Here is a 14,705-nt window from a genome sequence, read left to right as displayed (position 1 = left end):
TCAATGCTCGGATCCCGCACCGACTGATGGCCCATCAGAAGATGGCGCGGTCTCCCGGAAGGTGCGCCGGTAGGTCGTCGGGCTGACCCCCAGCGCCGCCTGCACGTGCTTGCGCAGCGACTGCGCCGTCCCGAAGCCCGCCTCCCGCGCCACCGCCTCCACCGGCAGCTCCGTCCGCTCCAGCAGCTGCCGGGCCCGCTCCACCCGCTGCGCGGTGATCCACTCCCCGGGGCTCACCCCGCACTCCTCGCGGAACCGGCGCGTGAAGGTCCGCACGGACATGGCCTCCTGCCGGGCGAGGTCGCTCAGCCGCAGCGGCTCGTGCAGCCGGTCCAGCACCCAGGCCCGCGCGGCCGTGGTGCTGGCCTGCTGCGGCCCGGGCACGGGTCGCTGGACGAACTGGGCCTGCCCGCCCTCGCGGTGCGGCGGTACGACGGTCCGCCGGGCGGTGTCGTTGGCGACGGCGGCGCCGTGGTCGCGGCGCACGATGTGCAGGCACAGGTCGATGCCGGCGGCGACCCCGGCGGAGGTCAGCACGTCCCCGTCGTCGGTGTAGAGCACGTCGGCGTCGACGCGGACGGCCGGGAACATCCGCTGGAAGTGCTCGGCGTGGGCCCAGTGGGTGGTGGCCGGGCGGCCGTCCAGGTACCCGGCGGCGGCCAGGACGTAGCCGCCCGTGCAGATGGACACCATCCGGGTGCCGGGCCGGACGTGGGCGAGGGCCGCCGCCAGTCCCTCGGTCAGCCGGCCCTCGGCGTGCACCGGACCCAGCTCGTACGAGGCGGGCACCACGACGGTGTCGGCCGTCGCGAGCAGCTCGGGCCCGTGCTCGACGTACACCGTGAAGTCGGCGTCGGTGGGGACCGGGCCGGGGGCGAGCCCGCAGGTGAGGATCTCGTAGAGGTGCCGCCCGGCGGGGTCCTTGGCCCGGCCGAAGATCCGGTGCGGGATGCCGAGCTCGAACGGCAGCAGCCCGGCGAGGGCGAGGACGACGACGCGGTGCGGGTTCTCGACGGTGGCCATGGCCCGATCATATCGAAGCATGACAGTCAGGCCACTGTCGTACGGAGGCCCGCGGGCCGGAAGCTGTCGGCGTGACCCAGACAGCCCCCACTTCCCCCGCCTCCCCCGCCTCCCCGCCGGCCGGCACGCCCGCTCCGCGCGAGCCCGGCCGCGTCCACCGCGCCTGGTTCGCCGCCGCCGTGGGCTTCGTGACGATCATCGGCGCGGCCGCCTCCGCCTCCCTCCCCGGACTGCTCATCGAGCCGCTGCACGCCGAGTTCGACTGGTCGCGCGGCACGATCGGCTTCGCGGTCTCCGTGAACCTGGCGCTCTACGGGCTCACCGCGCCCTTCGCCGCCGCGCTGATGGACCGCTTCGGCATCCGCAAGGTCGTCGCGGTGGCCCTGACCGTGATCGCGGGCGGCTCGCTGGCCACGGTGTGGATGACGGCCGCCTGGCAGCTGGTGCTGTTCTGGGGCGTGCTGGTGGGCCTGGGCAGCGGCTCGATGGCGCTGGCCTTCGCGGCGACGGTGACCAACCGCTGGTTCACCGCGCGGCGCGGGCTGGTCACCGGCATCCTGACCGCGGCGGGCGCCTCCGGGCAGCTGGTCTTCCTGCCGCTGCTGTCGTGGCTGGTGGAGCACCACGGCTGGCGCCCGGCCTCGGTCACGGTGGCGCTGGCGGCCCTCGCCGTCGTCCCGTTCGTGTGGCTGCTGCTGCGCGACCATCCGGCGGACGTGGGCCTCGCCCCGTACGGCGGCACGTACGAGCCCAAGCCCGCGCCCGTGACGGGGGCCGCCCGCCGGGCCCTGACCGTGCTCTTCCGGGCGGCCCGCACCGGCCCGTTCTGGCTGCTGGCGGGCACCTTCGCGATCTGCGGGGCCTCGACCAACGGGCTGGTGCGCACGCACTTCACCCCCGCCGCGCACGACCACGGCATGCCGGTGACGGCCGCCGCCGGACTGCTCGCGGTGATCGGCGTGTTCGACGTGCTCGGCACCATCGCCTCCGGCTGGTTCACCGACCGCTTCGAGGCGCGCCGGCTGCTGGCCGTGTACTACGCCCTGCGCGGGGTGTCCCTGCTGTTCCTGCCGATGCTGCTCGCGCCGAGCGTGCACCCGCCGATGGTGTTCTTCATCGTCTTCTACGGCCTGGACTGGGTCGCCACCGTCCCGCCGACCATCGCCCTGTGCCGGGAGCACTACGGGCAGGACGGCGCGGTCGTCTTCGGCTGGGTGCTGGCCTCGCACCAGGTGGGCGCGGCCCTGGTGGCCTTCCTCGGCGGGGTCGCCCGCGACGCCCTCGGCTCGTACGACCTGGTCTGGTACGCGGCGGGCGGCCTGTGCGCGGTGGCGGCGCTGATGGCGATGGTGATCCGGCGCCGGACGGCGGGGCCGGCGGCGGCGCAGGCCGCTACAGCGGCGGCCGCGTGAGCAGTTCGCGCAGCCAGCGGGCGCGGTCGGCGTCACCGGTCTCCCCGGGGACGCCGCCGCCGTCCGTGCCGCCGTCCGTGCCGGAGGGGGCCGCGGGGAAGAAGCGGCCCCAGGCGGAGACCCGGCCGATGGCCGCGAGCCGCCAGGCGAGCCCGGCCGCTCGGCGCAGCTCCTCCGGGGTGAGTCCGTCGCCGGTCCACGGTTCGAGGTAGGCGTCGCGCAGCCGGGGCAGCACCTCGGGCCCGTACCGCCGGGCGGCGGCCCGGGCCGGGACCAGCAGGCTGCAGAAGGGGTGGGTGACGGAGGCGTCGCCCCAGTCGAAGAAGGTGAACCGGCCGGGCCCGGGGGCGAAGAGCTGCGCCTCGTGGAGGTCGGAGTGGTCGAGGGTGTCGCCGATGCCGGTTCCGGCGAGTTCCGCGCACCAGTCGGCGAATCGGGGCCGCAGCGCGTGCAGGGCGCGGCGGTCGGTGTCGTCCAGGGCGGTGTTCTCGGCGAGCATCCGGTCGAGGATGCCGGGCAGTTCCGCGGTACGGGCGCCGGGGACGCCGAGCTCCTCGATCTCGGGGGTGTGCGGGAGCAGGGAGCGCTGGAGATCGGCGTACCGGCCCAGCACCGTCTCCCAGGCGCGCGGGCCGTCACCCCCGCGGTCCTCGTCCAGGACCTGCCGGAAGAGCGGGCCGCCGTCCGGCAGCAGGGCCCGGCCGCGGGCCGCGTCGACGGCCAGGGGCCGCAGGGTGCTGCCGGGGACCCAGTCGGCCAGGGCCCGGGTCAGTCCGGCCTCGAAGGCGCTGGCGGGCGGGTTCGCCTTGAACCAGACGGGGCCGGCGGCGCCGACGGAGAACCGCACCAGCACGGACCACGGCCGCAGCCGGACCTCCCGGGGGCCGCTCTCGTCCAGGCCGTGCGCGGCCAGGGCGGCGCCGGCCCAGTCGAGCGCTTCCGCGCGCCAGTCGGGCCGGTCCCAGGGCGTCACCTCGCCGGGGAAGTCCCCGCGGTCCACCGTCTCGCTCGCGTCGCGCCGCATCGGCCCATCACACCACCGGGACGGCGGGCGCCGCCATCGGATTGCACCGCGCCCGGCCGGGCGCCGGAGGGCGCCGCTCGGGCTGCCGGGGGCCGGAGGGGGGTGTCGCCCCGGCCGGGCCGTGGGGCGGCGCGCCGGGCCGCCGCCCTCCGCAACCGCCCCTCCGCGGACCGCCGGAGGCCTCGGCTCAGGCCCCGGCGGGAGTGGTGGACTTCAGGGTGCCGTCGGGGGCGGCGAGGAGGACCGGGGTGTCGGGGCCGCCCAGGTCGCGGACGGCAGCGCGGTCGGCGTCGGCGGGGGCGTCGGCCGCGCTGACGACGGCGGCGGCCTCCAGGGAGTTCGCGCCGCTGGCGACGGCCATGGCGACGGCCGTCTGCAGGGCGCTCAGCTTGAGGGAGTCGAGCTCCACGGTGCCGGCGACGTACGTGCGGCCGGTCTCGTCGCGTACGGCCGCCCCTTCCGGGACTCCGTTGCGGGCCCGCGCGCTGCGCGCCAGCGTGATGATCTTGCTGTCCTCGGGGTCGATCCCGTTGCCCACGGTGCTCTCGCTCATAGGCGAAAGCATAGGGAGCGCCCCGGCGCGGCCGTGCAACGACCCCGCCGGGGCGCCCTCTCTCGCTCCCCGCCCCCCGCCGTTCCCCCGTGGAGCAGGACAAACCTAAGCGAAAGGTAAGGGGGCTCCTGGGATCCAAAGGTCCCGTCCCCATATGACCTTCGACCCTCATCCGTGCGGGTCCGTCCGCGGCGGACGTGGAATCAGGGCCGGTCGAGCTTCAGCCGCTCCGCCCTCGGCAGCCCCGCCACGACCAGGTCGTACGAGTCCTCCACGACCTCCCGGACCATCGCGTCCGGCAGCCCGCCCACCGTCACGGTGTTCCAGTGCCGCTTGTTCATGTGCCAGCCGGGCACGATCGCCGCGTGCTCGGCCCGCAGCCGCACGGCCGCCTCCGGCTCGCACTTGAGGTTGACCTTCAGCGGCTCGGCGTCCAGCGCCGACAGGGCGAACACCTTGCCCAGCACCTTGAACACCGAGGTCTCCGGGGTGAAGGGGAACTCCTCCACCGCCGCGTTGAAGCCCAGGCAGAACGCGCGCAGCTCCGCGGGGGTCATTCCCCCTCCTCCCCTTCGGCCGCCGCCGCGGCCACCGGCTCCACCAGCACCGTCACGATCTTGTTCCGGCGTCCCGCCGGGGACTCGGCCGTCAGCCGCAGCGGACGCCCGTCCGGCAGGTCCACCACCGCGGAGGCGCCCGCGATCGGCACCCGGCCCAGCGCCTTGGCCAGCAGCCCGCCGACCGTCTCCACGTCCTCGTCGTCGAAGGCCTCCACCCCGAACAGCTCGCCGAGGTCGGTGATGTCGAGCCGTGCGGTGACCCGGTAGCGGTCCCCGCCCAGCTCCTCCACCGGCGGGATCTCCCGGTCGTACTCGTCGGTGATCTCGCCGACGATCTCCTCCAGGATGTCCTCGATGGTGACGATGCCGGCCGTGCCGCCGTACTCGTCGATGACGACGGCCACGTGGTTGCGCACCGACTGCATCTCGCGCAGCAGGTCGCCGGCGTTCTTGGTGTCGGGCACGAAGACCGCCGGCCGCATCACCGTCGAGACCAGGTCGGCCTCCGCCTCCCGGTTGATGTGCGTACGACGGACGAGGTCCTTCAGGTACACCATCCCGACGATGTCGTCCTCGTTCTCCCCGGTGACCGGGATCCGCGAGAAGCCGGACCGCAGCGCGAGCGTCGTCGCCTGCCGGATCGTCTTGTAGCGCTCGATGCAGACCAGGTCGGTGCGCGGCACCATCACCTCGCGCACGAGGGTGTCGCCCAGCTCGAAGACCTGGTGCACCATCCGGCGCTCGTCGTCCTCGATCAGCGATTCCTTCTCGGCGAGGTCGACCATCGCGCGCAGCTCGGCCTCGGAGGCGAAGGGCCCCTTGCGGAAGCCCTTCCCGGGGGTGAGCGCGTTGCCGATGAGGATCAGCAACTGCGGGATCGGCCCCATCACCCGGGCCAGCGGCACGAGGACGTACGCGGCCGCCGTCGCGGTGTTCAGCGGGTGCTGGCGGCCGATCGTGCGGGGGGACACGCCCACCGCGACGAAGGACACCAGCACCATCACGCCGATGGCGACGAGCAGCGCCGTCCAGTTCTCGCCGAACGCGTCGAGGCAGACGTACGTGACGAGCACGCCGGCCGCCATCTCGCAGGTCACCCGCACCAGCAGGGCCACGTTGACGTAGCGGGTGGGGTCGGCGGCGACCTGGGCGAGCTTCGCGCTGCCGCGCCGGCCCTCCCGTACGGCCTGCTCGGCGCGGAAGCTGGAGACGCGGGCGATCCCGGACTCGGCACAGGCCGCGAACCAGGCCACCACGGTCAGCAGTACCGCCCCGGTGATCAGCTGGGCGGCGCCGGTCACGAGACGGTCGGGGCCGGGGAGGGACCGGTCATGCCGCGCTCGGCGCGCCAGCCGTCGACGATGGCCGCCTGGAGGCCGAACATCTCGGCCTTCTCGTCCGGCTCCTCGTGGTCGTAGCCGAGCAGGTGCAGCACCCCGTGGACGGTCAGGAGCTGGAGCTCCTCGTCCATGGAGTGCTGCGTCGGCGCCTCGTCGCCCTGCTTCTTCGCGACCTCGGGGCACAGCACGATGTCACCGAGGAGCCCCTGCGGGGGCTCCTCGTCGTCCTTCGACGGCGGCCGGAGCTCGTCCATCGGGAAGGACATGACGTCGGTCGGTCCGGGGAGGTCCATCCACTGGATGTGGAGCTGCTCCATGGCGTCCTCGTCGATGACGATGACGGAGAGCTCGGACAGCGGGTGGATCCTCATCCGGGTGAGCGCGTAGCGGGCGATGTCGAGGATCGCCTGCTCGTCGACCTCGGTTCCGGACTCGTTGTTGACGTCGATCGACATGGTGCGCTGGGTTCTACTTCCGCTGGTGGCCGTTCGGGGCCGGGTGGGCATCGTCGTACTTGGCGTACGCGTCGACGATACGGCCGACCAGCTTGTGCCGGACGACATCCTCGGACGTGAGCCGCGAGAAGTGGATGTCCGGCACCCCGTCGAGGATCTCCTGGACCTGGCGCAGACCGCTCTTGGCGCCGCCCGGGAGGTCGACCTGGGTGACGTCACCGGTGATGACGATCTTCGAGTCGAAGCCGAGCCTCGTCAGGAACATCTTCATCTGCTCGACGGTGGTGTTCTGCGCCTCGTCCAGGACGACGAAGGCGTCGTTGAGCGTCCGGCCGCGCATGTACGCCAGCGGCGCGACCTCGATCGTGCCCGCCGCCATCAGGCGCGGGATCGAGTCGGGGTCGATCATGTCGTGCAGCGCGTCGTAGAGCGGCCGCAGGTACGGGTCGATCTTGTCGAAGAGGGTGCCCGGCAGGAAGCCGAGCCGCTCGCCGGCCTCGACGGCGGGGCGGGTCAGGATGATCCGGCTGACCTGCTTGGACTGCAGCGCCTGGACCGCCTTCGCCATGGCGAGGTAGGTCTTGCCGGTACCGGCGGGGCCGATGCCGAAGACGATCGTGTTCTTGTCGATCGCGTCGACGTACCGCTTCTGGTTGAGGGTCTTGGGGCGGATGGTGCGGCCGCGGCTGGAGAGGATGTTCTGGGTGAGCACCTCGGCCGGGGTCTCCGTGTCACCGCCACCGTTCCCGTTCGCCTTGAGCATGGCGATCGAGCGTTCCACTGCGTCCTCCGTCATCGGCTGCCCGGTGCGGAGCACCAGCATCATCTCGTCGAACAGGCGCTGGATCAGGGCGACTTCCGCCGCCGCTCCGATCGCGCTGACCTGATTGCCCCGAACATGGATGTCGGCCTTCGGGAAAGCCTTTTCGATCACGCGCAGCAGGGCGTCGCCCGAGCCGAGCACGGTCACCATCGGGTGCGTCGCCGGGACCGTGAAATGGGCTCTCGCCTGGCCCTGCGCCGGGGTGTGGGCTGTCGGTGTCTGAGTCATGGGCCGGCACTGTGGCCTGCGCATACCTCCCACTGAGGGGCCGATCCGAGCGCCGGCCTCCGGAGTACCAAGGGTACGTCCACGCCGGGGCGGGCCCGAGGGGTTTTCCGGGCGGACCGCGGGACGGCCTAGACGGGGTGCCGGAAGCCGATGGTCGGGACGGCACGGCGGCGCGGGGAGGCGGTGGCGCCCGGCGGGACGAGGGCGTCCAGGAAGGCGTAGCGGTCCCGCAGGGCGTCGGGGGCCGTGCGCCACCAGTGGGCCACCTCGGGCCAGCCCGGGGCGGAGAGGGAGCCGCCGAACTCCTGCACCGACAGGGCGGCGGTCAGCCCGGCGAAGGCCAGCCGGTCGGCGAGGGGCCAGCCCGCGAGGCTGCCGGTGACGAACCCGGCCACGAAGACGTCCCCCGCGCCCGTCGGGTCCAGGGCGTCCACCGTGATCGCGGGGACCTCGGCGGTCTCCCCGGTGCGGCCGTCGACCGCGTACGAGCCCTCCGAGCCCATGGTCACCACCGCGACCGGGACCTTCTCCGCGAGGGCCCGGGCCGCGGCGCGCGGACACTCGGTCCGCGTGTAGCGCATCGCCTCTCCCGCGTTGGGCAGGAAGGCCTCGCAGTGCTGGAGGTCGGCCAGGGCGCCCAGGTCCCAGCGCCCGGTCTCGTCCCAGCCGACGTCCGCGAAGATCCGCGAGCCCCGGCGGGCCGCCTCGGAGATCCAGTCCTCGCCCTGCCCGGCGCCGAGCGAGGCCACGGCCGCCCGCGCCTTCGGGGGACACCAGGGGAAGGGGCCGGGGCCGGCCGGGGGCGGCGCCTCGTGGCCGTGGGAGACCATCGTGCGCTCGCCCTCGTACGCCATGGAGACGGTGACGGGGCTGTGCCAGCCGGGGATGGTGCGGGACATCGACAGGTCGATGCCCTCGCCCTGCTCCAGGGCGTCCCAGCAGTACTCCCCGTAGTGGTCGTCACCGAAGGCGGCGGCCAGCGAGGTGCGCAGGCCGAGCCGGGCGAGGGCGGTGGCCATGTTGGCGACGCCGCCGGGGCTGGAGCCCATCCCGCGCGCCCAGGACTCCGTACCGCGCACGGGGGCGGAGTCGAGGCCGGTGAAGATGATGTCGAGGAAGACCGTGCCGGTCAGGAAGACGTCGCAGCCCGGCTCGTGGGGGTCGCGCACCGGTCCGAGCGGGTCGAGGTGGATGCGGCTGTCCCGACTGGTCACGGTGTGCTCCCCGTTGAAGTGTCGTTTCTGCGTGCGGGCTGGAAAGCTGCCAGCCCTGCCCGGGCCCTGCCGGACCAAACCCCAGTGTGACGCACGTCACCGGAGCCACGCTCTGCTTCACCCCAAGCGCCGCTAGCGCCTCGGCAGTGCCACCCGCCCCAGGTCCGCCGCCACCGTCAGCTCGCCCTCGAACCCCGCCGCGCGGGCCTCGCGTTCGAACTCCGAAGGGTCCGGGTACCGCTGCGAGAAGTGCGTCAGCACCAGGTGCCGCACACCGGCGTCCCGCGCCACGCGCGCCGCCTGTCCGGCGGTGAGGTGGCCGTGGTCCTCGGCCAGCCGGACGTCCGCGTCGAGGAAGGTCGACTCGATGACCAGCATGTCGCAGCCCTCCGCGAGCGCGTCCACGCCCTCGCAGAGCCGGGTGTCCATGACGAAGGCGAACCGCTGCCCCGCCCGGTGCTCGCTGACGGCCTCCAGCGTGACCTCGCCCTCCGGCCGCTCCAGCCGCCCCTCGCGCTGGATCCGGCCCACGTCCGGGCCCTTGATCCCGTACCGCGCGAGCAGCGCGGGGACCATCCGGCGCCCGTCCGGCTCGGTCACCCGGTAGCCGAAGGACTCCACCGGGTGCGAGAGCCGCCGCGCCTCCAGGACGTACGAGGGCCCGCTCGCGAGCACCCCGTCCGCGGCGACCGGCTCCTCACGCAGCGACACGGTCTCCCGGTAGGCGGTGGCGTACCGCAGCCGGTCGAAGAACTTCTGCCCCGAGGCCGGGTAGTGCGCCGTCACGGGGTGCGGGACCTGGTCGAGGTTGATCCGCTGGATCACCCCGGCCAGGCCGAGGCTGTGGTCGCCGTGGAAGTGCGTGACGCAGATCCGGTTGATGTCGTGCGCGGCGACCCCGGCCCGCAGCATCTGCCGCTGCGTGCCCTCGCCCGGGTCGAAGAGGATGCCCTCGCCGTCCCAGCGCAGCAGGTAGCCGTTGTGGTTGCGGTGCCGGGTGGGGACCTGGCTGGCGGTGCCGAGGACCACGAACTCGCGTACGGACACGACTTATCCGGGCGGCCACTGGAGGCCGCGGCCACCCAGTACGTGCAGGTGGGCGTGGAAGACGGTCTGGCCCGCGCCGGCCCCGGTGTTGAACACGACCCGGTAGCCCTGGTCGGCGATCTTCTCCTCCGCGGCGATCTCCCCGGCCTCACGCAGTATGTCGGCGATCACGGTCGGCTCGGCGGCGGCGAGGGAAGCCGCGTCGGGGTAGTGCACCTTGGGGATGACCAGCACGTGGGTCGGCGCCTGCGGGTTGATGTCCCGGAAGGCGATCGTGGTCCCGGTCTCCCGGACCACCGTCGCCGGCACCTTGCCGTCGACGATCTTGCAGAACAGGCAGTCCGCCTGAGGTTCCCCGGCCATTCGCTGCCGCCTCCCGTGACGTTGATCGGTCGCTGCGCATGCTATCGGCCCGGCGCCGGGGGCTGCCGCCGCCTATTACGGCCGTCGCCCCGTGTGCCGCTGCGCGGCGCCGGTTCCCCTACCCTCCCCCAGACTCCGTCCGGGGGGACCCCCACTTCCACCGTTCCCAGGGGCTCCGCCCCTGACCCCGGTACCGGACGCTCCGCGCCCGGTGCGCTCAAACGCCGCGCGGGCTGGATATTGCCGCGCAGCGGCAAATCCAGCCCCTCCTGGGGGCACCTCCCAGCGGTAGCTGGGGGAGTTCGAGGCGCGGGGGTGCGGGGGCGGAGCCCCCGCAAGGGGTCCGGGCGCAGCCCCGGGGAACGGGCGAAGGGAGGGTAGGGGACTCCGCCCCGCGCAGCGGCACCCCCGCGCCCCCGGTCCGCCCCGCAGGGCAACGCCCCGCACCGGCAACCGCCCGGCCAGGGCAAGGGCTACGACCAGCGCCCCGTCCGCGCCAGCAGTACGGCCGCGGCCGCCGTCCCGGCCGTCGACGTACGCAGCACCGACCGCCCCAGCCGGTACGGCGCGGCCCCGGCCGAGGCGAAGGCGGCCAGTTCCTCCGGCGAGACCCCGCCCTCGGGCCCGACCACCAGCACCACCGACCCCTTCTCCGGCAGCGGCGCCGTCGCCAGCGCCTCCGACGGAGTGTCCCGGTCCTCGTGCAGCACCACCGCCAGGTCGGCCTGCGCCAGCAGCGCGGCCACCTGCTTCGTGGACATCACCCCGGCCACCTCCGGGAACCGCACCCGGCGCGACTGCTTGCCCGACTCCCGGGCCGTGGAACGCCACTTGGCCAGGGACTTCGCCCCCCGGTCACCGCGCCACTGCGTGATGCACCGCGAGGCCTGCCACGGCACGATCGCGTCGACGCCGGTCTCCGTCATCGTCTCGACCGCCACCTCGCCCCGGTCGCCCTTCGGCAGCGCCTGCACCACCGTGATCCGGACGTCGGGCTCCGGCTCCTCCAGCACGCTCTCCAGGTCCATGACGACCAGGCGGTCCTTGCCCTCGGCCGCCTTGACGACGCCCTCCACCCAGCGGCCGCGCCCGTCCGTGAGGACCACGTCCTCGCCCGGACCCAGCCGCTTCACGGACACCGCGTGCCGCCCCTCGGGGCCCTCCAGCACGAACTCCGGCCCCGCCGGAACCTCTTCGACCACGAACACGGGGGCCGTCATGACGTTCTCCTCGTCTGCAATGCGTTGAACACGTTCTGCGCCTCGGCCAGTTCGGCCGCCAGCACCTCCACCAGCTCCCCGGCGGGCAGCGCCCGCGCCAGCCGGTGCCCCTGGCCCGCCCACAGGGACATGCCCTGCGGGTCCCCGGCCGCCGCGGCCGCCTTGCGCAGCCCCGAGGTCATGTGGTGGAGCTGGGGGTAGGCGGCCGGGGCGTAGGGGCCGTGCTCCCGCATGAAGCGGTTGACCAGGCCCCGCGCGGGCCGGCCCGAAAAGGCCCGGGTCAGTTCGGTGTGCGGGAACATCGGGTCGGTCAGGGCCTTCTTGTGCAGCGGGTGCGCCCCCGACTCCGGACACGCCAGGAAGGCCGTGCCGAGCTGCGCCGAGTCCGCTCCCGCCGCCAGCAGCGCCGCGATCTGCGCCCCGCGCATCAGCCCGCCCGCCGCGGTGATGGGCAGGGCCACGGCCTCCCGGACCTGCGCGACCAGCGCGAGCAGGCCGACGCCCGCCGTGCCGTCGGCCTCCGGGTCGTCGCGGTGGGTGCCCTGGTGGCCGCCCGCCTCCACGCCCTGGACGCAGACGGCGTCGGCGCCCGCCGCCTGCGCGGAGCGGGCCTCGTCGACCGAGGTGACGGTGACGACGGTACGGGTGCCCGCGCCGCGCAGGCGGGCGAGCACCTCGGGCGCCGGCGTGCCGAAGGTGAAGGAGACCACCGGGACGGGGTCCTCCAGCAGGATGGCCAGCTTGGCCTCGTAGCCGTCGTCGGAGTTGCCGACGGTGTCCTCGGGGGCGAGCGAGACCTCGTACCAGCCCGCCTCGCCGGCCAGCTGCCCGCGGTAGGTCTCGACCGCGGCCGGGTCGACGTAGCCGGTCTGCGGCATGAGGAGGTTCACGCCGAAGGGCCGCCGGGTGAGGCCGCGCGTCTGCTTGATCTCCTGGTACATGCCGTCGGCGGTCTTGTAACCGCCGGCCAGGTAGCCGAGCCCGCCGGCCTCGCCGACGGCGGCGACGAGCGGCGGGCAGGAGGCGCCGCCCGCCATGGGAGCCTGCACGATCGGGTACTGGGGGAGACCGTTCGGTGCGGAGGACATGGACTGCATCGTGCCACGTCCCGGGCACGGCGCCGAACCGTCGCGTTCGCCTGGCATAGTCCGCTTCCCCGGCGTGTCCGGGAATCGCCGCGCACGGTGTCCCGGAATGCGCGGAGCCCGGTCCGGGGCGTCCCCGGACCGGGCTCGTACGAGTTCCCCAGGCCTGGCTCAGGCCTGGCCCGAGGCTGCCTCAGCGCCCGTTGAACGCGTCCTTCAGGCGGCTGAACAGGCCCTGCTGGCCGGGGGCGAACTGGCCCATCGGCCGCTCCTCGCCGCGCAGCTTCGCGAGCTGGCGCAGCAGCTCCTCCTGCTGGGCGTCCAGCTTGCCGGGGGTGGTGACCTCGACGTGGACGATCAGGTCGCCGCGCCCGCCGCCGCGCAGGTGCGTGACGCCCCGCCCGTGCAGCGGGATGGCCTGCCCGGACTGGGTGCCGGGGCGGATGTCGATCTCCTCCATGCCGTCCAGCGTCTCCAGCGGGCACTTGGTGCCCAGGGCCGCGGCCGTCATGGGGATGGTGACCGTGCAGTGCAGGTCGTCCCCGCGCCGCTGGAAGGTCGGGTGCGGCAGCTCGTGGATCTCCACGTAGAGGTCGCCGGCGGGGCCGCCGCCGGGGCCGACCTCGCCCTCGCCCGCGAGCTGGATCCGGGTGCCGTTCTCGACACCGGCGGGGATCTTGACCGTCAGGCTGCGGCGGGAGCGGACCCGGCCGTCGCCCGCGCACTCGGGGCACGGGGTCGGGACCACGGTGCCGAAGCCCTGGCACTGCGGGCAGGGGCGCGAGGTCATGACCTGGCCCAGGAAGGACCGGGTGACCTGGGAGACCTCACCGCGGCCGCGGCACATGTCACAGGTCTGCGCCGAGGTGCCGGGGGCGGCGCCCTCGCCGGAGCAGGTGCCGCAGACGACGGCCGTGTCGACCTGGATGTCCTTGGTCGTGCCGAAGGCGGCTTCGTCCAGTTCCAGGTCCAGGCGGATCATGGCGTCCTGGCCGCGGCGGGTCCGCGAGCGCGGGCCGCGCTGCGAGGCCTGGCCGAAGAAGGCGTCCATGATGTCGGAGAAGTTGCCGAAGCCGCCCGCTCCGAAGCCGCCCGCGCCGCCACCGCCGCCCGAGGAGGACAGCGGGTCGCCGCCGAGGTCGTAGACCTGCTTCTTCTGCGGGTCCGAGAGGACCTCGTAGGCCGCGTTGATCTCCTTGAAGCGCTCCTGCGTCTTCGGGTCCGGGTTCACGTCCGGGTGGAGCTCACGGGCGAGCCGGCGGAAGGCCTTCTTGATCTCGTCCTGCGATGCGTCGCGGCGCACGCCGAGTACGGCGTAGTAGTCCGTGGCCACTTACGACTCCGCCAGGATCTGTCCGACGTAACGTGCCACTGCGCGTACCGCTCCCATCGTTCCGGGGTAGTCCATGCGGGTCGGTCCGACCACGCCGAGTTTGGCGACTGCTTCGCCGCCCGAACCGTAGCCGACGGACACGACCGACGTGGAGTTGAGTCCCTCGTAGGCGTTCTCGTGACCGATGCGTACGGCCATTCCCGACTCTCCGGCCTCGCCGAGCAGCTTGAGGAGCACGACGTGCTCCTCAAGTGCTTCGAGCACGGGCCGGATCGTCAGGGGGAAGTCGTGTCCGAAGCGGGTGAGGTTGGCGGTGCCGCCGATCATCAGCCGCTCCTCCGCCTCCTCGGCCAGCGTTTCGAGAAGGGTCGCGAGGACGGCCTTGACGGTCGCCCGGTCGTCGATCTCGAACGACTCCGGAAGGTCCTGCACCAGGTTCGGCACGTCGGTGAAGCGACGGCCGACGACCCGGCTGTTGAGCCGTGCCCGCAGGTCGGCGAGGGAGTTCTCGCCGAAGGGGGTCTGGGTGTCGACGAGACGCTGCTCGACCCGGCCCGTGTCGGTGATCAGTACGAGCATCAGCCGGGCCGGGGCCAGCGACAGCAGCTCGACGTGCCGGACGGTGGAGCGGGTCAGCGACGGGTACTGGACGACGGCGACCTGCCGGGTGAGCTGCGCGAGCAGCCGTACCGTGCGGCCGACGACGTCGTCGAGGTCGACGGCTCCGTCGAGGAAGTTCTGGATGGCCCGTCGCTCGGGGGTCGACAGCGGCTTGACGCCCGCCAGCTTGTCGACGAAGAGGCGGTAGCCCTTGTCCGTGGGGATCCGGCCGGCGCTGGTGTGGGGCTGGGCGATGTAGCCCTCCTCCTCCAGCACGGCCATGTCGTTGCGCACGGTGGCGGGCGAGACGCCCAGCTTGTGCCGCTCGGTGAGGGCCTTGGAGCCGACCGGCTCCTCCGTCCCGACGTAGTCCTGGACGATGGCGCGCAGCACCTCGAGTCTGCGTTCGCTGAGCATCGCGCACA

15 protein-coding genes are annotated in these 14,705 nt (G+C 73.5%); 1 reads left to right on the top strand and 14 read right to left on the bottom strand.

Annotation, left to right across the window (positions count from 1 at the left end):
- Window positions 1-1,023, bottom strand: coding sequence for a GlxA family transcriptional regulator (locus tag OG553_RS22760; RefSeq protein ID WP_405980746.1), 1,023 nt, complete (start codon window positions 1,021-1,023; stop codon window positions 1-3).
- A gap of 71 nt (window positions 1,024-1,094) precedes the next feature.
- Between OG553_RS22760 and OG553_RS22755 the strand changes: the two genes are divergently transcribed.
- On the top strand, window positions 1,095-2,435 hold the full coding sequence (locus OG553_RS22755) for an MFS transporter (protein WP_405980745.1): 1,341 nt from the start codon (window positions 1,095-1,097) through the stop codon (window positions 2,433-2,435).
- Here OG553_RS22755 and OG553_RS22750 read toward each other — a convergent pair.
- The 13 genes from OG553_RS22750 to hrcA form a co-directional block, all read right to left on the bottom strand.
- Window positions 2,416-3,459, bottom strand: a complete 1,044-nt coding sequence (locus tag OG553_RS22750) for an aminoglycoside phosphotransferase family protein (protein ID WP_405980744.1) — start codon at window positions 3,457-3,459, stop codon at window positions 2,416-2,418. The two genes, OG553_RS22755 and OG553_RS22750, sit on opposite strands and share 20 nt — an antisense overlap.
- A gap of 187 nt (window positions 3,460-3,646) precedes the next feature.
- Complete coding sequence (locus tag OG553_RS22745; protein WP_007263988.1) at window positions 3,647-4,024, bottom strand: hypothetical protein; 378 nt, start codon at window positions 4,022-4,024, stop codon at window positions 3,647-3,649.
- Between the two features lie 191 nt (window positions 4,025-4,215).
- Complete coding sequence (locus OG553_RS22740) at window positions 4,216-4,569, bottom strand: MmcQ/YjbR family DNA-binding protein (RefSeq protein ID WP_405980743.1); 354 nt, start codon at window positions 4,567-4,569, stop codon at window positions 4,216-4,218.
- Window positions 4,566-5,873 carry a hemolysin family protein gene (locus OG553_RS22735; protein ID WP_405980742.1) on the bottom strand — a complete coding sequence of 436 codons (1,308 nt, stop codon included), beginning with the start codon at window positions 5,871-5,873 and terminating at the stop codon, window positions 4,566-4,568. Before OG553_RS22735 ends, OG553_RS22740 begins: the two co-directional genes overlap by 4 nt.
- A complete protein-coding gene (gene ybeY / locus OG553_RS22730; protein WP_401243834.1) occupies window positions 5,870-6,367 on the bottom strand; it encodes an rRNA maturation RNase YbeY in 498 nt (165 codons plus the stop codon). The genes OG553_RS22735 and ybeY overlap by 4 nt, the downstream gene beginning before the upstream one ends.
- Window positions 6,368-6,380: 13 nt before the next feature.
- Window positions 6,381-7,418, bottom strand: coding sequence for a PhoH family protein (locus tag OG553_RS22725; protein WP_405980741.1), 1,038 nt, complete (start codon window positions 7,416-7,418; stop codon window positions 6,381-6,383).
- Window positions 7,419-7,546: 128 nt separating this feature from the next.
- Window positions 7,547-8,632, bottom strand: coding sequence for a carbohydrate kinase family protein (locus OG553_RS22720; protein WP_405980740.1), 1,086 nt, complete (start codon window positions 8,630-8,632; stop codon window positions 7,547-7,549).
- A gap of 132 nt (window positions 8,633-8,764) precedes the next feature.
- Entirely contained in the window at window positions 8,765-9,679 is a 915-nt protein-coding gene (locus OG553_RS22715; protein ID WP_405980739.1) for a ribonuclease Z, read from the bottom strand.
- Between the two features lie 3 nt (window positions 9,680-9,682).
- The gene (locus OG553_RS22710; protein ID WP_405980738.1) at window positions 9,683-10,042 is read right to left on the bottom strand and encodes a histidine triad nucleotide-binding protein; all 360 of its coding nucleotides are present in this window, start codon (window positions 10,040-10,042) and stop codon (window positions 9,683-9,685) included.
- Between the two features lie 473 nt (window positions 10,043-10,515).
- Entirely contained in the window at window positions 10,516-11,262 is a 747-nt protein-coding gene (locus OG553_RS22705) for a 16S rRNA (uracil(1498)-N(3))-methyltransferase (RefSeq protein WP_405980737.1), read from the bottom strand.
- On the bottom strand, window positions 11,259-12,350 hold the full coding sequence (locus OG553_RS22700; RefSeq protein WP_405980736.1) for a nitronate monooxygenase: 1,092 nt from the start codon (window positions 12,348-12,350) through the stop codon (window positions 11,259-11,261). The genes OG553_RS22705 and OG553_RS22700 overlap by 4 nt, the downstream gene beginning before the upstream one ends.
- Window positions 12,351-12,540: 190 nt before the next feature.
- Window positions 12,541-13,680: a molecular chaperone DnaJ gene (gene dnaJ / locus OG553_RS22695; protein ID WP_007263998.1), complete on the bottom strand. Its 1,140-nt coding sequence runs from the start codon at window positions 13,678-13,680 to the stop codon at window positions 12,541-12,543.
- The gene (gene hrcA / locus OG553_RS22690) at window positions 13,681-14,697 is read right to left on the bottom strand and encodes a heat-inducible transcriptional repressor HrcA (RefSeq protein ID WP_405980735.1); all 1,017 of its coding nucleotides are present in this window, start codon (window positions 14,695-14,697) and stop codon (window positions 13,681-13,683) included.
- Between the last annotated feature and the right edge of the window lie 8 nt (window positions 14,698-14,705).

Source organism: Streptomyces sp. NBC_00158 (assembly GCF_045160885.1).
Classification (GTDB): Bacteria; Actinomycetota; Actinomycetes; order Streptomycetales; family Streptomycetaceae; genus Streptomyces.
Note: the sequence above shows the minus strand (reverse complement) of the source record. Positions and strands in the feature narration are given on the sequence as shown.